Source organism: Phyllobacterium sp. MT110 (genome assembly GCF_058792715.1).
This window is the reverse complement of sequence record NZ_JBXAFE010000001.1, coordinates 1,868,824-1,883,854: the sequence shown is the minus strand read 5'-3', so window position 1 is coordinate 1,883,854 and position 15,031 is coordinate 1,868,824. Positions and strand designations below refer to the sequence as shown.

The window sequence follows — 15,031 nt, the reverse complement described above, 5'->3', positions numbered from 1 at the left end:
ATTTCTAGGCGCGCGCCGGTAAATTGCCACCCGTTTCTTGCATGGAGAAAGCGACTTTCGTCCGTCATCTGCTCTTGCTAAGAGTTATGCATGGAGCAGAAGATCAAGATGCAACGATTCGCCACGGCCCGCGATGCAGCACTTACCCTGCGGCCCGATCAACCCGTCTATTGCTTTCGGCCGGATGTGCTGGTCGAAGACGCGCACCAGTTCATGCAGATGTTTCCCGGCGAGACTGCCTATGCGGTCAAGACCAATGGCGAAAATCTGGTCCTGGAAACGCTGGCGCGCAACGGCATCAACACATTCGATGTGGCATCGCCGGGCGAGTTCGCCGCGGTACGCAAGGTCGCTCCGAATGCGCATATGCTCTATATGCATCCCATCAAGGCCCAGTCGGATATCCGTCTTGCGCTTGAAACCTATGGCATCCGCATCCTTGCCGTCGACCACGAGGACGAGATCGCCAAGATAACGCGCATCGTGCGTGCGCTCGATATCGATCCGGGCAGCATCACCCTTTACGTGCGGCTGCAGACCAAGGGCCACGCGGCCTACGAGCTGTCCAAGAAATTCGGTGCAACTCCAGCCCACGCGGTCGAGCTTCTGCAGCGGCTGCACAAGATCGGCTACAAGGTCGGCATCTGCTTCCATGTCGGCAGTCAGATCGAGGATCCCGATACCTATGAACGCGCCCTGCGGTCAGCCGACTGGGTGCGCAACCGTGCGGGCGTGCCGCTGGCCGGGCTCGATGTCGGCGGCGGTTTTCCGGCCGAATACGGCCATGATCCCAAGCGCAAGCATGTGGAGATGCCGTCGCTCGGGCAATTGATGTCGCGCCTGCGCGGCGACATCAAGGAATGGGGGTTTGACGATCTGCCGCTGGTGGCGGAACCGGGCCGGGTGATCGTGGCGCGTGCCTTCTCGCTGATCGTGCGCGTGCTCCTGCGCAAGGGCAGGCGGCTTTACATCAATGACGGTATCTGGGCGTCGCTGTCGGATTCGTGGACCGGCAAGATCACCCTGCCGGCGCGGTTCATACCCGACCCCGCGCACAAGCATCGCAGCGGCAATGTCCGGGAGATCGTGCCGTTCCGCGTCTGCGGCGCGACCTGCGATTCCGTCGACATCCTGTCACGGCCGTTCTGGCTGCCGGAGACGGTCGCCACCGGCGACTGGATCGAAATCGGCAATATCGGCGCCTATTCCCTGTCGCTGCGCACCCGTTTCAACGGTTTCTACCCCGATACGTTCGTCGAGGTGGAAACACCGTTCGACGAGGGCGAGCGGCCGGAGGGTTTTGCTTCGCTGGAAACAATGGCTCCCACCGAACACCGGGGGGACTAGGGTCAGGACCCATTAATATGATCGAAATGGCGCCTGAAACGGCAAGAAGATGCGAGGAGAGATGCGAAGGGCGGGGTCTTCCCCCCGACCGAGCAGCTCGACGCTGCAGCTTGCAGCCGTTTCGGCGTCCGTAGGATACGGTCCATTTGCCCGGCTACATCGTCGCAAAGGACTTGAGAATGGATAAACATTCCCATCGCCTTTGCTCCTTGTATCCAAACAAATGGCCGCGTACCATTTCGACCAGATTAATAGGTCCTGACCCTAGCTCTCTCAGAGCTTGCTGAGCAATTCCGGGGTGGGCCAAGCGTCAGCAGGCAGGCCGAGGCGCATCTGTTCGTCGCGCACGGCATCGCGGGTCAGGATGCCGAACACGCCGTCAATCTTCGGGCCCATATCGTGGCCGCGGGCGGCGAGCTTGGTCTGCAGTTCCTTCATCTGTTCCTGCGTAAGGCCCGTCTCCGGCGTGGTCGGCTCAAGCGGACCGGCACCGGCAAGGCGCGCCGCGAAATAGGCGGCGGTTGTGGCGTAGATGATGGACTTGTTCCATTCGACGAAAACGTCGAAATTGGCGTAGGACAGGAATGCCGGTCCCTTGCGGCCCATCGGCAGCAGGAGGGATGCATCGCCGTTGTCGGGACCGAGCGGTCCCTTCATGCCCATCACACCCCATTCGGCCCATTTGGAATGGGGGAGGCGGTTTGTCCGCAACGCGTTTTCCCAAGGGAGATCCCGGGTCAGCTTGACTTCCTCCAGCCAGGGCTCGCCCTTGCGCCAGCCGAGATCGTGCAGGACGCGGGCCGCCGTCATGATGGCGTCCGGCGCGCTGTTCTTGAGGTCGACCTTGCCGTCGCCGTCGCCATCGACACCGCGCTCCAGATAGTCGGTCGGCAGCATCTGCATCTGGCCGATCTCGCCCGCCCATGCGCCGGTGGTCTTGGAATCGACCACGCCCTTGTCGAACAGCTTGAGCAGGGCGATCAGCTGCGGCCGGAACAACTCCGGACGGCGGCAATCGAAGGAGAGGGTGAGCAGCGCGTTCAGCGTGTCAAAATCGCCCTGCACCGCACCGAAATCGGTTTCCAGCCCCCAGAAGGCGGCAATCACCGGGCCCGGCACGCCATATTCGGACTCTGCCCTGGCAAAGGTATCGGCATATTTCTTCAGGTTGGCTGCGCCCTGCTTGAGGCGGTAATCCGACACCATGCGGCTCGAGAATGTCAGGAAGGTCTGGCTGAACACGCCCTGGGCGCGGTCGCGCTGCAGAACCTTGTCGTCAAGCGATGCCTTGAGAAGTTCGCCGAGGCCCTTGTCGGTCACGCCTGCCGCTTTTGCTTCGGCGATAAGGCCGTTGAACCAGGGTTCCATCTCGCCGCCGCAGGCAGGCTTTACAGCTGCCGGTTGCTGGTGGTTGATCTGGTCCAGTGCATAAGCAGAACTTGTCGCAGAAAGGAGTGCGGCGGCAAGAGCAATCGATAGTTTGTTCATCAGGGAAATCTCGTTGGTAACAGGGGGCGCCAGCAGGCGCGCGAGCTTGTCCTGCTAATGCACGATTATGTCCCCCTCGTGAAGTCACAGAATTGCGAGAAGAGGTCCGGTGTGACTTTATCGCACCTTGTTGCGCACAAGCCACTGCTTCCAGGCGGTTTCGTCACCGGCAAACACATTGATATCCGCATCGCCGCGAATGCCTGGGATGGAGCCGGTTCCGGTATACTGCCAGAACGTCCAGGGATGCGGCCCGTATTTTTCATCGGGATGACCTGCAACCGAGCGCAACCAGAACGGATAGCCGGCCAGTTGCCGCAGGTCGTTGTCGTCGAAGAAGTCGACGGTGGTGTAGATGATCGGCCGCTTGCCGTAATGGCGTTCGAGAATGTCGATGAAGACGCGCATTTCGCCGCGCACCACCGCCGCATTGGGGCGCAGCTTGCAGGTCGGCGATGCGGCGTTCCATTCCATGTCGAGCACCGGCGGCAGGGCTCCGGGATCATTCGGCACGTTGCGGATGAACCACTGCGCCTGTTCCTTGGCGGTACGGCAGAAATAATAGAAGTGGTAGGCGCCGCGCGGAATGCCCGCGGCGCGTGCGGCCTGCCAGTTGTCGGCGAGGCGGTCATCGACCCGGTCCGCCCCTTCTGTGGCCTTGATGAAGACAAACGAGATGCGATTGCCGCGCACGGCCGCCCAATCGATGGTCGATTGGTATTTGGAGACATCCGTTCCATGCACCGGGTAGTGCCAGGGCGTTCTGCCTTTCCAGTCGTGCGGATTGCTGTCGTTGAAACGTGGCGCATTGATCTTGCCCGAGGGCGCTGCGATCTGTTGCAGCGCGGCAGGCGCGGTCCGCTTCTTTGCATCGGAAAAATCGTAGTCGACCGTCGTGCAACCGGCGAGAAGAAGGGTCAGTAATCCAGCAGCAAGTCGCTTCATCAATGGCGGTCCGTACTCGAATCGTGAAGGGGCATTCCTTATTTTTCCACTCATGCGGCATTATGCTTAACAGATCATGACCGGCGGAGATTATGGTTGATGGTAGTATGCCTTTCCTTTGTCATGATTTTTCAATGTGATATCTGTATGAGAGTTGCGGGGTATGATGGGTCACATCTTCGTGTTTGATATAACAGGCGGCAAACGTTCTGGCAGCACGGCCATTTGACCGGTCCGGGGAAGCGTATGATCAGGAAAATTGGCTGGGCTGTACTTGTTATCTGCGTCATTGGCCTTGCCAATGCGACGGTGGCTGCATGGGTGACGATCGACCGGCCCGAGCTGGGGATCGGCAACAGCCATGCGGAAAACTGCGTTCGTCCCACCGTACCGAGCTTCTGGAGAAACTATCGCGGTTATCCCGGCTACAACAACGAGCTGATTTCGGATTATTTCGGTGTCTACGCCGCCTATGCGTCGAACGTTTACAAGCCGATCGCACGGCATCATTTCGACCTGAAGACCGCATATTTCGGCTGGGAGCCGTTTGGCGATCCCATCGCCAGGGCAGGCGGGTTTTACGCGGAAGTCTATCGCCGCCGCAGTTCGGACCGCATGTCCTACATGATCGTGTTCCGCGGTGCCGATGGTCTGGCGAGCATTCCGGGATTCATCAGCGAGCTGAGCTATTTCACCCAGATCATCAACCCATGGGATCAGTATCGCACCGCACGCCAGGAGTTTGCCAAGATCAGGGCCGAGGCGCAGAAGAATTCGGACGGCTTGCCCATCGATTATATCGCCGTTGGACATGAGCTGGGCGGCGGCCTGGCCCGGCACATGGCCGCGGCGTTTCCGTGCACGGCGGCAATTGCCTTCAACTCGACGTTCGTGTCGAATAATTTCCGGCTGACCGAGCCCTACGATGGCCAGGTTGTCGATCTTTTCGCAGATAACGACCTGTTGTCGCGGCTTGCCATCCTGTCGAACCCGCGTTCATTCTACCGCATTTCCCGCACGCACCAGTGGTACCGCGTGCACAATACAGGTGCCATGGACGGTAGGCGCGGCATGTTCAAGACAGCGACGGCGATGGCACGTATCCCGGTCATGTGCCTGCTGCGCAGCGATTGCGAGCTGTTGCAGTCGCAAAGCGGCGATGAACTGGACCCTAATCCGCTCGGCGAGCGCACGACCTCCAATATCACCAAGCTCTACTGCCTCGCCGCGCCAAGCTCGGTTGTCGCCAAGGGCGATCTCTGCAAATAGGGGGACAATCCTGTTGTGCGTGGTTCGACAAGCTCACCATGAGGGAGGTGGTTTGGCGGCAGTGCCAATCTGATAGGTTGCAGAATATGGCTCCCTGCAATCCTCAATCTCCCTCATGGTGAGCTTGTCGAACCACGCACGGCGGGATGATTGCCTCAGCCCGGGCGGCTGATGATCGAAATCCAGGCAAAGCCGCGATAGAGCCGTTGCGCTTCGGCGTGCGCGCCCGTGGCGGCTGCGATGTCCTGCGCAACCTCGAACAGGTTGTTGCGCGGCGTGACGTGATACCATTCGAGCCATTTGTAGAGGGCGGTTTTCGCGGCTCCGGGCAAATCCGTGAGATCGCCGAAATCGACAATGTGCAGCTGGCCGCCGGGAGCCAGATGGTTGACCGCTTCGCGCATGACGCTTTCCCACTGCGGGATCATCGACACCGCATAGGAGATGAAAATCCGGTCAAACTGGGCGCGGCCGAACAGGGCGGACGGATCGAATTTCGCCGCATCGGCATAGGCAAGTTCGGTGCGCTCGCCAAGGCCGGCAGCCATCACCTTCTTGCGGGCTGTTGTCAGCATTTCGTTGGAAATGTCGATGCCATAGAGCTTTGTCGTGGGATAGGCGGCTCCGGCCATGACCAGATTGCGCCCGGTGCCGCAGCCGATCTCCAGGATGCTGCCATTGGCCGGGGGCATCAGGCCTGCGATCATCGGATCGCGTCCGAGCAGATAGTACTTGCGCGTGGCGTCGTAGAAGTGGCGCTGGTGCCGGTAGACACGATCCATCAGCGGTCCATGTTCGATCTTGGCAAACATCGGTATCAATCCTTGAGCAGATAGAGATGGAAGCCGCCATAGATGGACGACCGGTCGCGGGCATGCAGGTCGAGAGACTGTTCCTCCCGGTAATCCCAGCGCTCAAGCAGGGCGTCATCGATGCGGCCCGGCAGGATGGTGGGCTCGGCCGCGGTGCGGAAAATGACGCGCGCGCCGGCAGCGGCCGTGCGGGTGATTTCATGCCAGAGTTCATTCAGCTGCTTGTCGTTCATCCAGTCCTGCGCGTCGAGCAGGATGAAGCGGTCGACGGAACCTGCAGGCTTGGCCGCGAGGAACTCCGTCAACGATGCGTTGACGACGCTCATTCGCTCGGCGCGGTCGCGCACATTCTCGAAATTGTTGCGCGAGAGATAGGGCGGCAGCGGGCCGGTTTCGGCATTGTCGCTGTAACCGCGCCCGAAGGCCTGCCAGGCGAAATAGTTTTCGGACAGCGGGAAGCCGCAGGCGAGTTTTTCCAGGCGGCGGCGCAGCACCAGCGCCATGTTGCCGTCGCCTGCCGTTGCCAGTGCATCATATTGCTGTGGCGGGATACCGAGGCCGAACAGCGAGGATTTGCGCTTCGTTGCCCAGCGCACCATCCGCTTGTCGAAAAGCGGGGCGAGGGCGCGGTCGAAATAGGCGCGCTGCTCTTCGATCGTCGCGGCCTTGAGGATATCGCGCGGGTCGATGCCGTAGAGCCTGGCGACGCGGTGACCCATGCCGATGAACAGCCCGAGCAGGCCATGCCGGTAGAGGTCACGCGAAAAGATGGTGATGCGCCGGCGGCCGGACAGCATCCGCTTTTCCCAATAGGCGCGGCTGGTGCCGTCGAGATGCGGCTGGATGAAGCGTTCATAGGCGGCAAGGTTCGCCTTGTCGTCCGCCGTGCCGTAGAAGCGGTAAAAGGCATCGTAGTTGGGCAGGCGGGTGACGGCGGCGAGCTTCAGGCGATTGAACGCCACGTGCGCCGTGTTCAGATCGACCGCCTCGACGCTGGCGGGATCGGCGGTCAGGTACGACATGGCATTGCAGCCGCCCGACGCGATTGTAACGATCCGATGGCCGGATTGGATCTGCAGCGCCTCCATGTCGACCTCCGGGTCTTCCCATATCTGGGGATAGACGAGGCCCTTGAAGACATGGGCAAACAGCCGTTCGGAAAGTCCGGCTTTTGACAGGAGCCTGTTCTGGCGTACGGCGTTCTGAACTTTTTCATGCCGCGGCGCCGTGGCGCTGTCGGGCTGTTTCGCAAACGGCATCGGATCGAATCCCCTTTGTTGGAAATTCCTCTCCGCCTAACATTCCGATGTAACAAAGCCGTGACGGTTTTGAATCACATCCCTGCCGGATTGATTCAGCTTATGCGGCTAGAGCCTTTCCTGCTTAAATAGAACCCGTTCTGTTTCCCGGATGGCGAGACAATCCACGCGGAAGGTAGCGAGGCCGATGTTGACCCATCGGACGAAGCTGCCTGACAAAGTGGGTGTCCGCCAGCCGGAAACCCGAAGGGCCGGGTGAATTTGGCCCAATCCCATCGGGCTTCGGCTTCGCCCGATGGAAAGACATCGATCTCGCCAAACCCCTCTCCCTTGAACCAAATTCCCTCCGGCAGAACGATTCTATTTAAGCAGGAAAGGCTCTAAACCCCCGTGGCATCTTAAGCAGGAAAGGCTCTAAACCCCCGTGGCATCGGAAAAAAACACGGCGCAAACCTATTTTTCCAGCTCGGTTCGCACCACGACCGACATGCCGGGCGCCAGATACTGCGCCAGGTCCTGGCCGGGATCGACGGAGATGCGCACGGAAATGCGCTGGGCAACCTTGGTGAAATTGCCGGTCGCATTGTCGGGCTTGAGCACGCTGAATTCCGAGCCGGTGGCCGGCGCGAAGCGCTCGACATGGCCGTTCAGGCGCTTGCGGTTCAGTGCGTCCACCGTGAACGTCACGGGCTGGCCGATCCTGATATCGCTGAGCTGGGTTTCCTTGAAGTTGGCGATGATCCAGACATCCGGCGGCACCACGGCCATCAGCTGCGTTCCAGCGGTCACGTACTGCCCGAGTTTCGCACCCACTTCGCCCACCGTACCGTCGCGCGGTGCGAGGACTTTTGTGTTGGTCATGTCGATCTCGGCGAGATTGACGGCTGCCACGGCCCCGCCGACGGCGGCTTCCAGCGAGCCGCGGCTCACCTTGATGGTCTCCAGGTCCTGCTTGGAAACTTCCAGTGCCGCCTGCGCCTGGGTGACGGCCGACTGTGCCTGTTCCAGTGCGGTTTCGGCCTGATCGGCATCGCTCTTCGTCATGACGCCCTTGATGGCAAGCGGTTCGATGCGGGCCCAGTTGGCCTGCGTGCGCCGCAGGCCCGAATTGGCACTGTCGAGCTGTGCCTGGCTGGAACCGATACGCGCTTCCGCCGCCCGTTCCAGCTGGGTCGAGTTGCTGAGGGCTGCCTGCTGGCTTGCCAGTGTCGCCTTGGCCTGTTCGAGCTTCTGCGCATAGATGCGGTCATCGATCCGCACCAGCAGCTGTCCTTCCTTGACCTGCTGATAGTCCTGCACCGGCACGTCGACGATGTATCCGCTTAGCTGCGGGCTGATGAGTGTCACGTAGCCTTTGACATAGGCATTCTCGGTGATCTCGACATTGCTGTTGAAGGGCGGCAGCCGCCATGCATAGAGAACCAGTACAAGGCCGAGCAGGCCGAGAAGAATGGCGGTGAGGGTGGCGGTGTTGCGGAGCAATCGGGACATGATCTTATGAACTTGGTTGGGCGATTTCGCCGGTCACGTGCGGAGTCATGAATTTTCCGGCGGCATAGCGAAAGCCGACATGGGTGAGAAGAGCGACGAGGGCAAAGAACGAGATCGCCGCAATGAGGAAGAATGCGTCGTTATAGGCAAGGATATTGGCTTCACGCGTCGTCTGCAGCGACAGGAGCGCGATCCCTTCGGCATTGAGCAGTGCCTTGTCGGTGATGACCCTGCCATAGCCGTTCGCCAGTTGCGTGACACGCTGGGCGACGAGCGGGTCGGACAGGACGATATGTTCCGCCAGCACGTTGGAGTGGAATTTCTCGCGGATCGTGACGAAGCTGCCGAAGACGGCGGTTCCGAGCAGCCCGCCGAGGCTTTGCGTCGCCAGGAACACGATGATGAAATTGAGGATATAGCTCGGCCCCCGTTTCAGGGCGGAGGTGAGGCCGGCCGACATGGCGGGCGGCAGGAAGATGGCCGTGGCCGCCGCGATCAGCGCCTGGCTCAGATACATGTTGTCGGGGCGCGTCAGGTATGTCGCCTGGCTGTCCATGTAGGAACCGACGATCAGGAAGACCAGTGCCACCGCATGGATGGCAGGGCCGCGTTCCGGCTTCATCACCGCGGCGCAGCACAGGCCTGCCACGATCATCGACACCATCATCACCCCATAGAGCGCGGCGATCTGCTCGTTCAGCAACCCCAGGTTCTGGAAGAAATTGGTGGCGACGGTGGATTGCTCGGAAACGATCAGCCGGAACAGCAGGATCGTCCCCGCCAGATGCAGCATTTCCCGGCTGGCGATCCAGCGGATGTCGAGCAGGGGCTTTTCCCGGTTGAGTTCGATGACGACCGCCGTGGTGACCGTGATGACGGCAATGGCGAGAAGAATGCCGAGCCATGGCGCTTCCGCCCACCAGTAGAGGCGCCCGGTCACGAGCACGACGGCGGTACAGCCAAAGCCGATGGCAATCAGCAGGTAGCTCACGATGTCGAGCTTTTCGATGACTTTGGCGCGCGGCACGGGTGTGAGCGGCAGCAGGTAGATCGTGGCGAAGGCGATGAAGGCAAGCGATATCTCGAACATGTAGAGACCCTGCCATTGGCCGAATTCCAAAAGAGTGGGCGACAACAGGCGGGCGAGCGGCGAGGCGAGCGAGATGTTGGTGAGGACGAGGCACACGGCGACGGTGAGTTTGCGCGCCGGCGGAAAGGCCTCCAGCATGTAGAGGAAAGCGAGGCTCGACATGGGCGATGCGGCAACGCCGCTGAAAAAGCGGATGATGATGGCCGATTGCAGGTCGGTGACGAACAGGTGCATCAGCGAGACGAGAACGAAACCGGCAATGCTCAGTTCGGCAAAGTTGCGCAAGCCATACTGGTTGCGGATTTTGATCAGTGCGACGGAAAGGCTGACATTCGGCGCCATGTAGGCGGCGATCAGCCATGTGGTTTCGGTATTGGTTGCGCCGAGATAGCCCTGGATCTGCGCCACATTGGTGGCGATGAGGTTCATGCCCAGCCCCTGCGTAAGGGAGAGCAGCGTCGAGGCGGCGATATAGATGGCGGAGCGGTAAGGACTGATGGCAGGCGGCGGCGCTGGCGGCGTTGCAGCGGGCAGCACCGCTTCCTCCGGTGGTTCCGGTTGCAGCTTCAGCGGGTCATACCCGACGAATTCTGCCTCGCGGATCATCCGTTCTGGTCCTTGTCCATGTCGCCGATGTTGCGGTTGATGGCACGCATGACCTCAAGTCCGGCAACAAGCGCCGTCTCGTCCACCCCATTCAGAAACTCTGCGCGCAGTTCCTGCGCCAGCTGGCTGACCTCGCTGGCCAGTTCCGCACCCAGCGGTGTCATGACGATCTGCTTGGCGCGGCGGTCGCCGTCTACGGAGCGCCGTTCGATAAAGCCCTGCTTTTCCAGGCCGTCGAGCAGCCGCACCATGGTGGGCGTTTCGATTTCCAATTCCTCCGCCAGATCCTTCTGGCTGAGGATTTCCATGCGGTCGAGCAGCATCATGGTCCGGGCGCGCGCAAAGGTAAGACCGCGCTGCTTGACCCGCGCATCGAACAATGTGCGGATCTTGCGGCTGACTTTCGAAAGCTCGTCAATATAGGTATCGCGGGGCGTCATCGGGGTCATATCATAGCCAGACAATAAGTAGTGTGCTAATTATTATCTGGCGATATAAACCCAATCCGTTTCATTTTCAAGATGGCGTGACGATTTTTGCCGGCGGTGTCAGCGCAAATCGAGCCGCAGCAATTCATCATCGTAGGATTGGCCGTCGATGCGCAGGGCATCCTTTTCCAAGCCGAAAACCGTGAAGCCCAATCCGAGATAGAGCGTGCGGGCGGGCAGGTTGGCTGCCATGACCGTTGCGTGCAGCGTGTCGACGTGATCCCGGGCATGGCCGATGACCGCCTGGGTCAGCTTCCTGCCAAGATCGTGGCCGCGCCAGTCCGCATGAACGAAAACGCCCCACAAGAGACCCTTGTGCTTCTGTTTGACCTTGGCCGTCGTCGCGAAACCGGCCATGCCGACCAGTTCGGTCCCGGCAAAGGCACCGAACACGGCGTTGGGCCTGCCGTCGAGCATGCGCTCAATCTCGGCGGGCGTGCGGCCGACCTCATCCTCGTAGCTCGAGCCGAAACTTTCCGGTGTGCTCTGAAGGCCATGCAGGCGCAGGGCCTGGAAGGCGGGGGCATCGTGCGCGGTCAGGACACGAATCAAAGGGGAAGGGGACATGCGGGGCACTCTGCTGGCGTGGGATCGGATTGGGCAAGTTTTGCAAAAGAACAGGCTTGGCACAACCCGCCGGAAATGCCGGGTTTCCTGCCCGTTTTGCTGCTCTCCGATGAAAAGTTAACCGAACTTTAAAACAAGACCCAACTTTGCCTCAATTGAGGTAAGATAACTGCGTGAGGGACGTATTTGGTTGAAACGGAGAGGGTATACCCATGAACAGCAAATTACTTATTTCACTTGGTATGGTTTCGCTTCTTGCACTGACCGCTTGCGGCAAGAAGGAAGAGGAAAAGAAGGCTCCGGCAGCGACCGAGCAGCCTGCTGCAACACCGGCCAAGCCTGCCGCTCCGGCAACGCCGTCCACAACGCAGGCTCCGGCAACACCCGCAGCGCCGATGAATGCGGCGGATACTCTGAAGAAGCTGAAAGAGCAGGCTGCGACCATGACGGCTGAGCAGAAACAGGCTGCTGTCGCCACCGCCCGCAAGGCTGCCGAAGATGCGGCCAAGGCTGCCGGCCAGACGGCCGACCAGATCAAGGCCGCTGCGGATGCTGCAGAAAAAGTCATGAAGGACACGCTCGGCGTTCAGTAAGAGCCGCTATCCCCGTTAAGAATGGCCGGCTTCGCGCCGGCCATTCTATTTTGACAGGTGCGGCAACCGGTCTGCCCGGCTTGTTCCAGATGGCTCTCGCAATTGCGAAAGAATTTGAATAAAACAGTACCATGTCAATCTGGCGCCGTATCAGCGACTTCATTACCAGCACTGCCATCGATGCTTTCTCCAGCATCATCGAAGCCGTGCGCACGGCCTTCGAGGGAGACCCTGAAACCCGCAGGCGCGTCGCGTTCTCCATCGCCATGATTGCGCTCTCGGCCAAAATGGCCAAGGCCGACGGTGTCGTCACCGAAGTCGAGGTCAAGGCATTTCACGAGATCTTCCATGTTCCGCCGCGCTACCAGGATCAGGTGACCCGGCTCTACAATCTCGCCAAGCAGGATGTGGCGGGTTACGAGACCTATGCGGCGCAACTGGCCTCCCTGTGCGGCACCGGCAAGCCGAACTGCAAGATGCTGGAAGATATTCTCGACGGCCTTTTCCACATCGCCAAGGCTGACGGCTCGCTGCATGACAAGGAACTGATCTTCCTGGGCACGGTCGCCGAGATTTTCGCGCTCGATGAAGAGCAGTTCGACAGCATTCTGGCACGGCATGTCGGGCGGGGACAGGCGGACCCGTTTGTGGTTCTCGGTCTGGCGCGGGATGTCAGTTTCGAAGACGCCCGCAAGCGCTACAGGGCGCTGGTGCGGGAAAATCATCCGGACATGCTGATCGCCCGCGGCGTGCCGGAGGAATTCGTCGCTATTGCCAATCAGCGCATTGCCGCTATCAATGCGGCCTGGGAAAAAGTCGAAAAAGATTTGAAGGCATATGAACGCGTTTAAACCGGACCATTTACGCGCGGAAGTGCATCCCTCACCGAATTTTGGCCCGCGCAAGGACGGCAAGCATCCGTCCTATCTCGTCCTGCATTATACCGGCATGGAAACCGGGGAGGCGGCCGAGGGCTGGCTGACCAATCCGCAAAGCGAAGTTTCCGCCCACTACGTCGTGCACGAGGACGGGCGCGTCGTTCAGCTCGTGCCGGAAAGCCAGCGCGCCTGGCATGCCGGACAAAGCTCCTGGAAGGGCGAGACGGATATCAATTCCCGCTCCATCGGCATCGAGATCGTCAATGGCGGACCGCTGCTGAATTTCCCCGATTTCGGCGATGCACAGATCGATGCGGTGATCGACCTGTGCAAGGGGATCGTGTCGCGCCACAAGATGCGCCCGGAAAACGTGCTTGCCCACTCCGATATCGCGCCCGCGCGCAAGATTGATCCCGGTGAAAAATTCCCGTGGCCCGTTCTCTACAATTCCGGAGTGGGGCACTGGGTACAGCCATCACCGATCCGCGGCGGACGCTTCTTTTCCCTCGGCGACCAGGGCCAGCCGGTCGAGGCATTGCAGAGCATGCTGGCGCTCTACGGCTATGATGTGCCTATCGACAGTGTGTTCGGACGGTCGACAGAATTAGGCATTTTAGCGTTCCAGCGCCATTTTCGCCCGGAAAAAGTCGACGGAGTCGCCGACATGTCAACCATTGAAACCCTGCATCGGGTACTTTCCGCACTTCCCGCGCTTCATGCTTAACTCTCTGTAAAAAAACGCTTTCCCGGCGTTTATTTGTGCACTGCAACCTATATATTTCAATGTGTTACACTTTGTTATTTGGCCGACCCATATTCGGCTGCATTGGACCGTCACATCCTTGGACATTGTTCCGGTAATGCCCTTTTAGATTTTTGGCGCGGAACGGGGTCCGGCAGTGCGCTCGTATTGCCCAAGCGATTTAGACGGAAAACGATGACAAAAAAATTTGGTATGATTCTCGCCCTTGTTGGGGCGACGGCCTTCTTTGGCGCAAATTCAGCATACAGCAGTCCGGCAGAGCCGACAAACCTGATGGACTACCTCAAGGCCAAGCGGGCCGCAGCGGAAAAGGATAAAGAAGGCGGGAAATCCGCCAAGACTGCCCAGACAGCAAGCAAGGGTAAAAAGAGCGTCGTAAAGACCCATGCCAGCAAAAAGACCCTGGCGTCATCCAAGCGTCCGGTTGTCGAAACCAAGGTCCGGCTCAGAACCAAGGTGCGCCACAGGAATCTCGCCAATGTCGACACGATGACAACGGGCAGCATCCCCTCCGCCGCCGGATCGATGAAGTATACGACGATCATCAATTCCTACGCCGCGTCCTACGGCGTCCCGGCTTCCCTCGCCAATGCCGTGGTCCGGGTGGAAAGTAACTACCGCGCCGACATGACCGGCAGCGCCGGTGAAATCGGCCTGATGCAGATCAAGCTCGAAACGGCGCGCGGCCTTGGCTATACCGGCACCCGCCAGGCCCTCTACAATCCCGAAACCAATATCCGCTGGGGCATGAAGTATCTTGCCGGGGCGCACAAGCTCGGCAACGGCACCACCTGCGGCACCATCCTGCGCTACAATGCCGGCCATGGCGCAACGCGCATGAACCCGGTCTCGGCCAACTACTGCGCCAAGGTGAAGATGGAAATGGCTTCCAACTAAAACCGTTGGAGATCGTTACAAAGATGAGGGCCGGATAACCAATCCGGCCTTTTTCATTTGCGTTTTTGCTGCGAAACCCTTTTATACGCTTCGTCAGCTGGCCGGGCAGCCGCGCGTGTCAAAAGCCGAAAGGCGGCACGTGAGGAAAGTCCGGGCTCCAGGGAAACACGGTGCCGGATAACGTCCGGCGGGGGCGACCCCAGGGAAAGTGCCACAGAAAGGAAACCGCCCCGTCTTTCGTTGCGCCGGATCATTGCCGGTTGGGCGCAAGGAATGACGGGGTAAGGGTGAAAGGGTGGGGTAAGAGCCCACCGCGTTGCTGGTAACAGGAACGGCAAGGTAAACCCCACCGGGAGCAAAACCGAATAGGGACGGCGTGTCAGGCGAAAGCCTGGCGATCAGTTTCCGGTCAGTCGTCCGGGTAGGTTGCAGGAGGCGGATGGCAACATCCGTCCAAGATGAATGGCTGCCGCGCCGGACGCAAGTCCGGCCATACAGAACCCGGCTTACAGGCCAGCTGACACTTCATCCTTCTTAC

General features: G+C 60.0%; 14 protein-coding genes and 1 other RNA gene. 7 read left to right on the top strand and 8 right to left on the bottom strand.

What is annotated here, in order from left to right; genetic code table 11:
* Window positions 1–108 precede the first annotated feature (108 nt).
* A complete protein-coding gene (locus tag AC1Q5O_RS09620) occupies window positions 109–1,347 on the top strand; it encodes an alanine racemase (protein ID WP_492563140.1) in 1,239 nt (412 codons plus the stop codon).
* A gap of 273 nt (window positions 1,348–1,620) precedes the next feature.
* Here AC1Q5O_RS09620 and AC1Q5O_RS09615 read toward each other — a convergent pair whose 3' ends face one another.
* Window positions 1,621–2,715: a lytic murein transglycosylase gene (locus AC1Q5O_RS09615; protein ID WP_492563138.1), complete on the bottom strand. Its 1,095-nt coding sequence runs from the start codon at window positions 2,713–2,715 to the stop codon at window positions 1,621–1,623.
* 237 nt (window positions 2,716–2,952) lie between these two features.
* A complete protein-coding gene (locus AC1Q5O_RS09610; protein ID WP_492562602.1) occupies window positions 2,953–3,780 on the bottom strand; it encodes a glycoside hydrolase family 25 protein in 828 nt (275 codons plus the stop codon).
* Window positions 3,781–4,026: 246 nt separating this feature from the next.
* Here AC1Q5O_RS09610 and AC1Q5O_RS09605 point away from each other — a divergent pair, with 246 nt between their 5' ends.
* Complete coding sequence (locus AC1Q5O_RS09605) at window positions 4,027–5,049, top strand: hypothetical protein (RefSeq protein ID WP_492562601.1); 1,023 nt, start codon at window positions 4,027–4,029, stop codon at window positions 5,047–5,049.
* Between the two features lie 155 nt (window positions 5,050–5,204).
* Here the strand turns inward: AC1Q5O_RS09605 and AC1Q5O_RS09600 are convergent, their stop codons facing one another.
* The 6 genes from AC1Q5O_RS09600 to AC1Q5O_RS09575 all read right to left on the bottom strand — a co-directional run bounded on the left by AC1Q5O_RS09600 (window position 5,205) and on the right by AC1Q5O_RS09575 (window position 11,362).
* Entirely contained in the window at window positions 5,205–5,861 is a 657-nt protein-coding gene (locus AC1Q5O_RS09600; RefSeq protein WP_492562600.1) for a class I SAM-dependent methyltransferase, read from the bottom strand.
* A gap of 5 nt (window positions 5,862–5,866) precedes the next feature.
* The gene (locus AC1Q5O_RS09595; RefSeq protein WP_492562599.1) at window positions 5,867–7,120 is read right to left on the bottom strand and encodes a BtaA family protein; all 1,254 of its coding nucleotides are present in this window, start codon (window positions 7,118–7,120) and stop codon (window positions 5,867–5,869) included.
* A gap of 453 nt (window positions 7,121–7,573) precedes the next feature.
* Window positions 7,574–8,611, bottom strand: coding sequence for an HlyD family secretion protein (locus AC1Q5O_RS09590; RefSeq protein ID WP_463012097.1), 1,038 nt, complete (start codon window positions 8,609–8,611; stop codon window positions 7,574–7,576).
* A 4-nt stretch (window positions 8,612–8,615) separates the two neighbouring features.
* The gene (locus AC1Q5O_RS09585; protein ID WP_492562598.1) at window positions 8,616–10,307 is read right to left on the bottom strand and encodes an MFS transporter; all 1,692 of its coding nucleotides are present in this window, start codon (window positions 10,305–10,307) and stop codon (window positions 8,616–8,618) included.
* Window positions 10,304–10,747 (bottom strand): MarR family winged helix-turn-helix transcriptional regulator, encoded by a 444-nt coding sequence (locus AC1Q5O_RS09580; protein WP_223612719.1) that lies wholly within the window; start codon window positions 10,745–10,747, stop codon window positions 10,304–10,306. Before AC1Q5O_RS09580 ends, AC1Q5O_RS09585 begins: the two co-directional genes overlap by 4 nt.
* Before the next feature lie 108 nt (window positions 10,748–10,855).
* Entirely contained in the window at window positions 10,856–11,362 is a 507-nt protein-coding gene (locus AC1Q5O_RS09575) for a GNAT family N-acetyltransferase (protein ID WP_492562596.1), read from the bottom strand.
* A 212-nt stretch (window positions 11,363–11,574) separates the two neighbouring features.
* On the opposite strand from AC1Q5O_RS09575, the gene AC1Q5O_RS09570 reads away from it, so the two are divergent.
* The 5 genes from AC1Q5O_RS09570 to rnpB all read left to right on the top strand — a co-directional run bounded on the left by AC1Q5O_RS09570 (window position 11,575) and on the right by rnpB (window position 15,018).
* Complete coding sequence (locus AC1Q5O_RS09570) at window positions 11,575–11,955, top strand: hypothetical protein (RefSeq protein WP_223612721.1); 381 nt, start codon at window positions 11,575–11,577, stop codon at window positions 11,953–11,955.
* 131 nt (window positions 11,956–12,086) lie between these two features.
* Window positions 12,087–12,806, top strand: a complete 720-nt coding sequence (locus AC1Q5O_RS09565; RefSeq protein WP_223612722.1) for a J domain-containing protein — start codon at window positions 12,087–12,089, stop codon at window positions 12,804–12,806.
* Window positions 12,793–13,557: an N-acetylmuramoyl-L-alanine amidase gene (locus tag AC1Q5O_RS09560; protein WP_492562594.1), complete on the top strand. Its 765-nt coding sequence runs from the start codon at window positions 12,793–12,795 to the stop codon at window positions 13,555–13,557. The genes AC1Q5O_RS09565 and AC1Q5O_RS09560 overlap by 14 nt, the downstream gene beginning before the upstream one ends.
* Before the next feature lie 213 nt (window positions 13,558–13,770).
* Window positions 13,771–14,493, top strand: a complete 723-nt coding sequence (locus AC1Q5O_RS09555; RefSeq protein WP_288192397.1) for a lytic transglycosylase domain-containing protein — start codon at window positions 13,771–13,773, stop codon at window positions 14,491–14,493.
* Window positions 14,494–14,586: 93 nt separating this feature from the next.
* An RNA gene (gene rnpB, locus AC1Q5O_RS09550) (RNase P RNA component class A) lies at window positions 14,587–15,018 on the top strand.
* The last annotated feature ends 13 nt before the right edge of the window (window positions 15,019–15,031 follow it).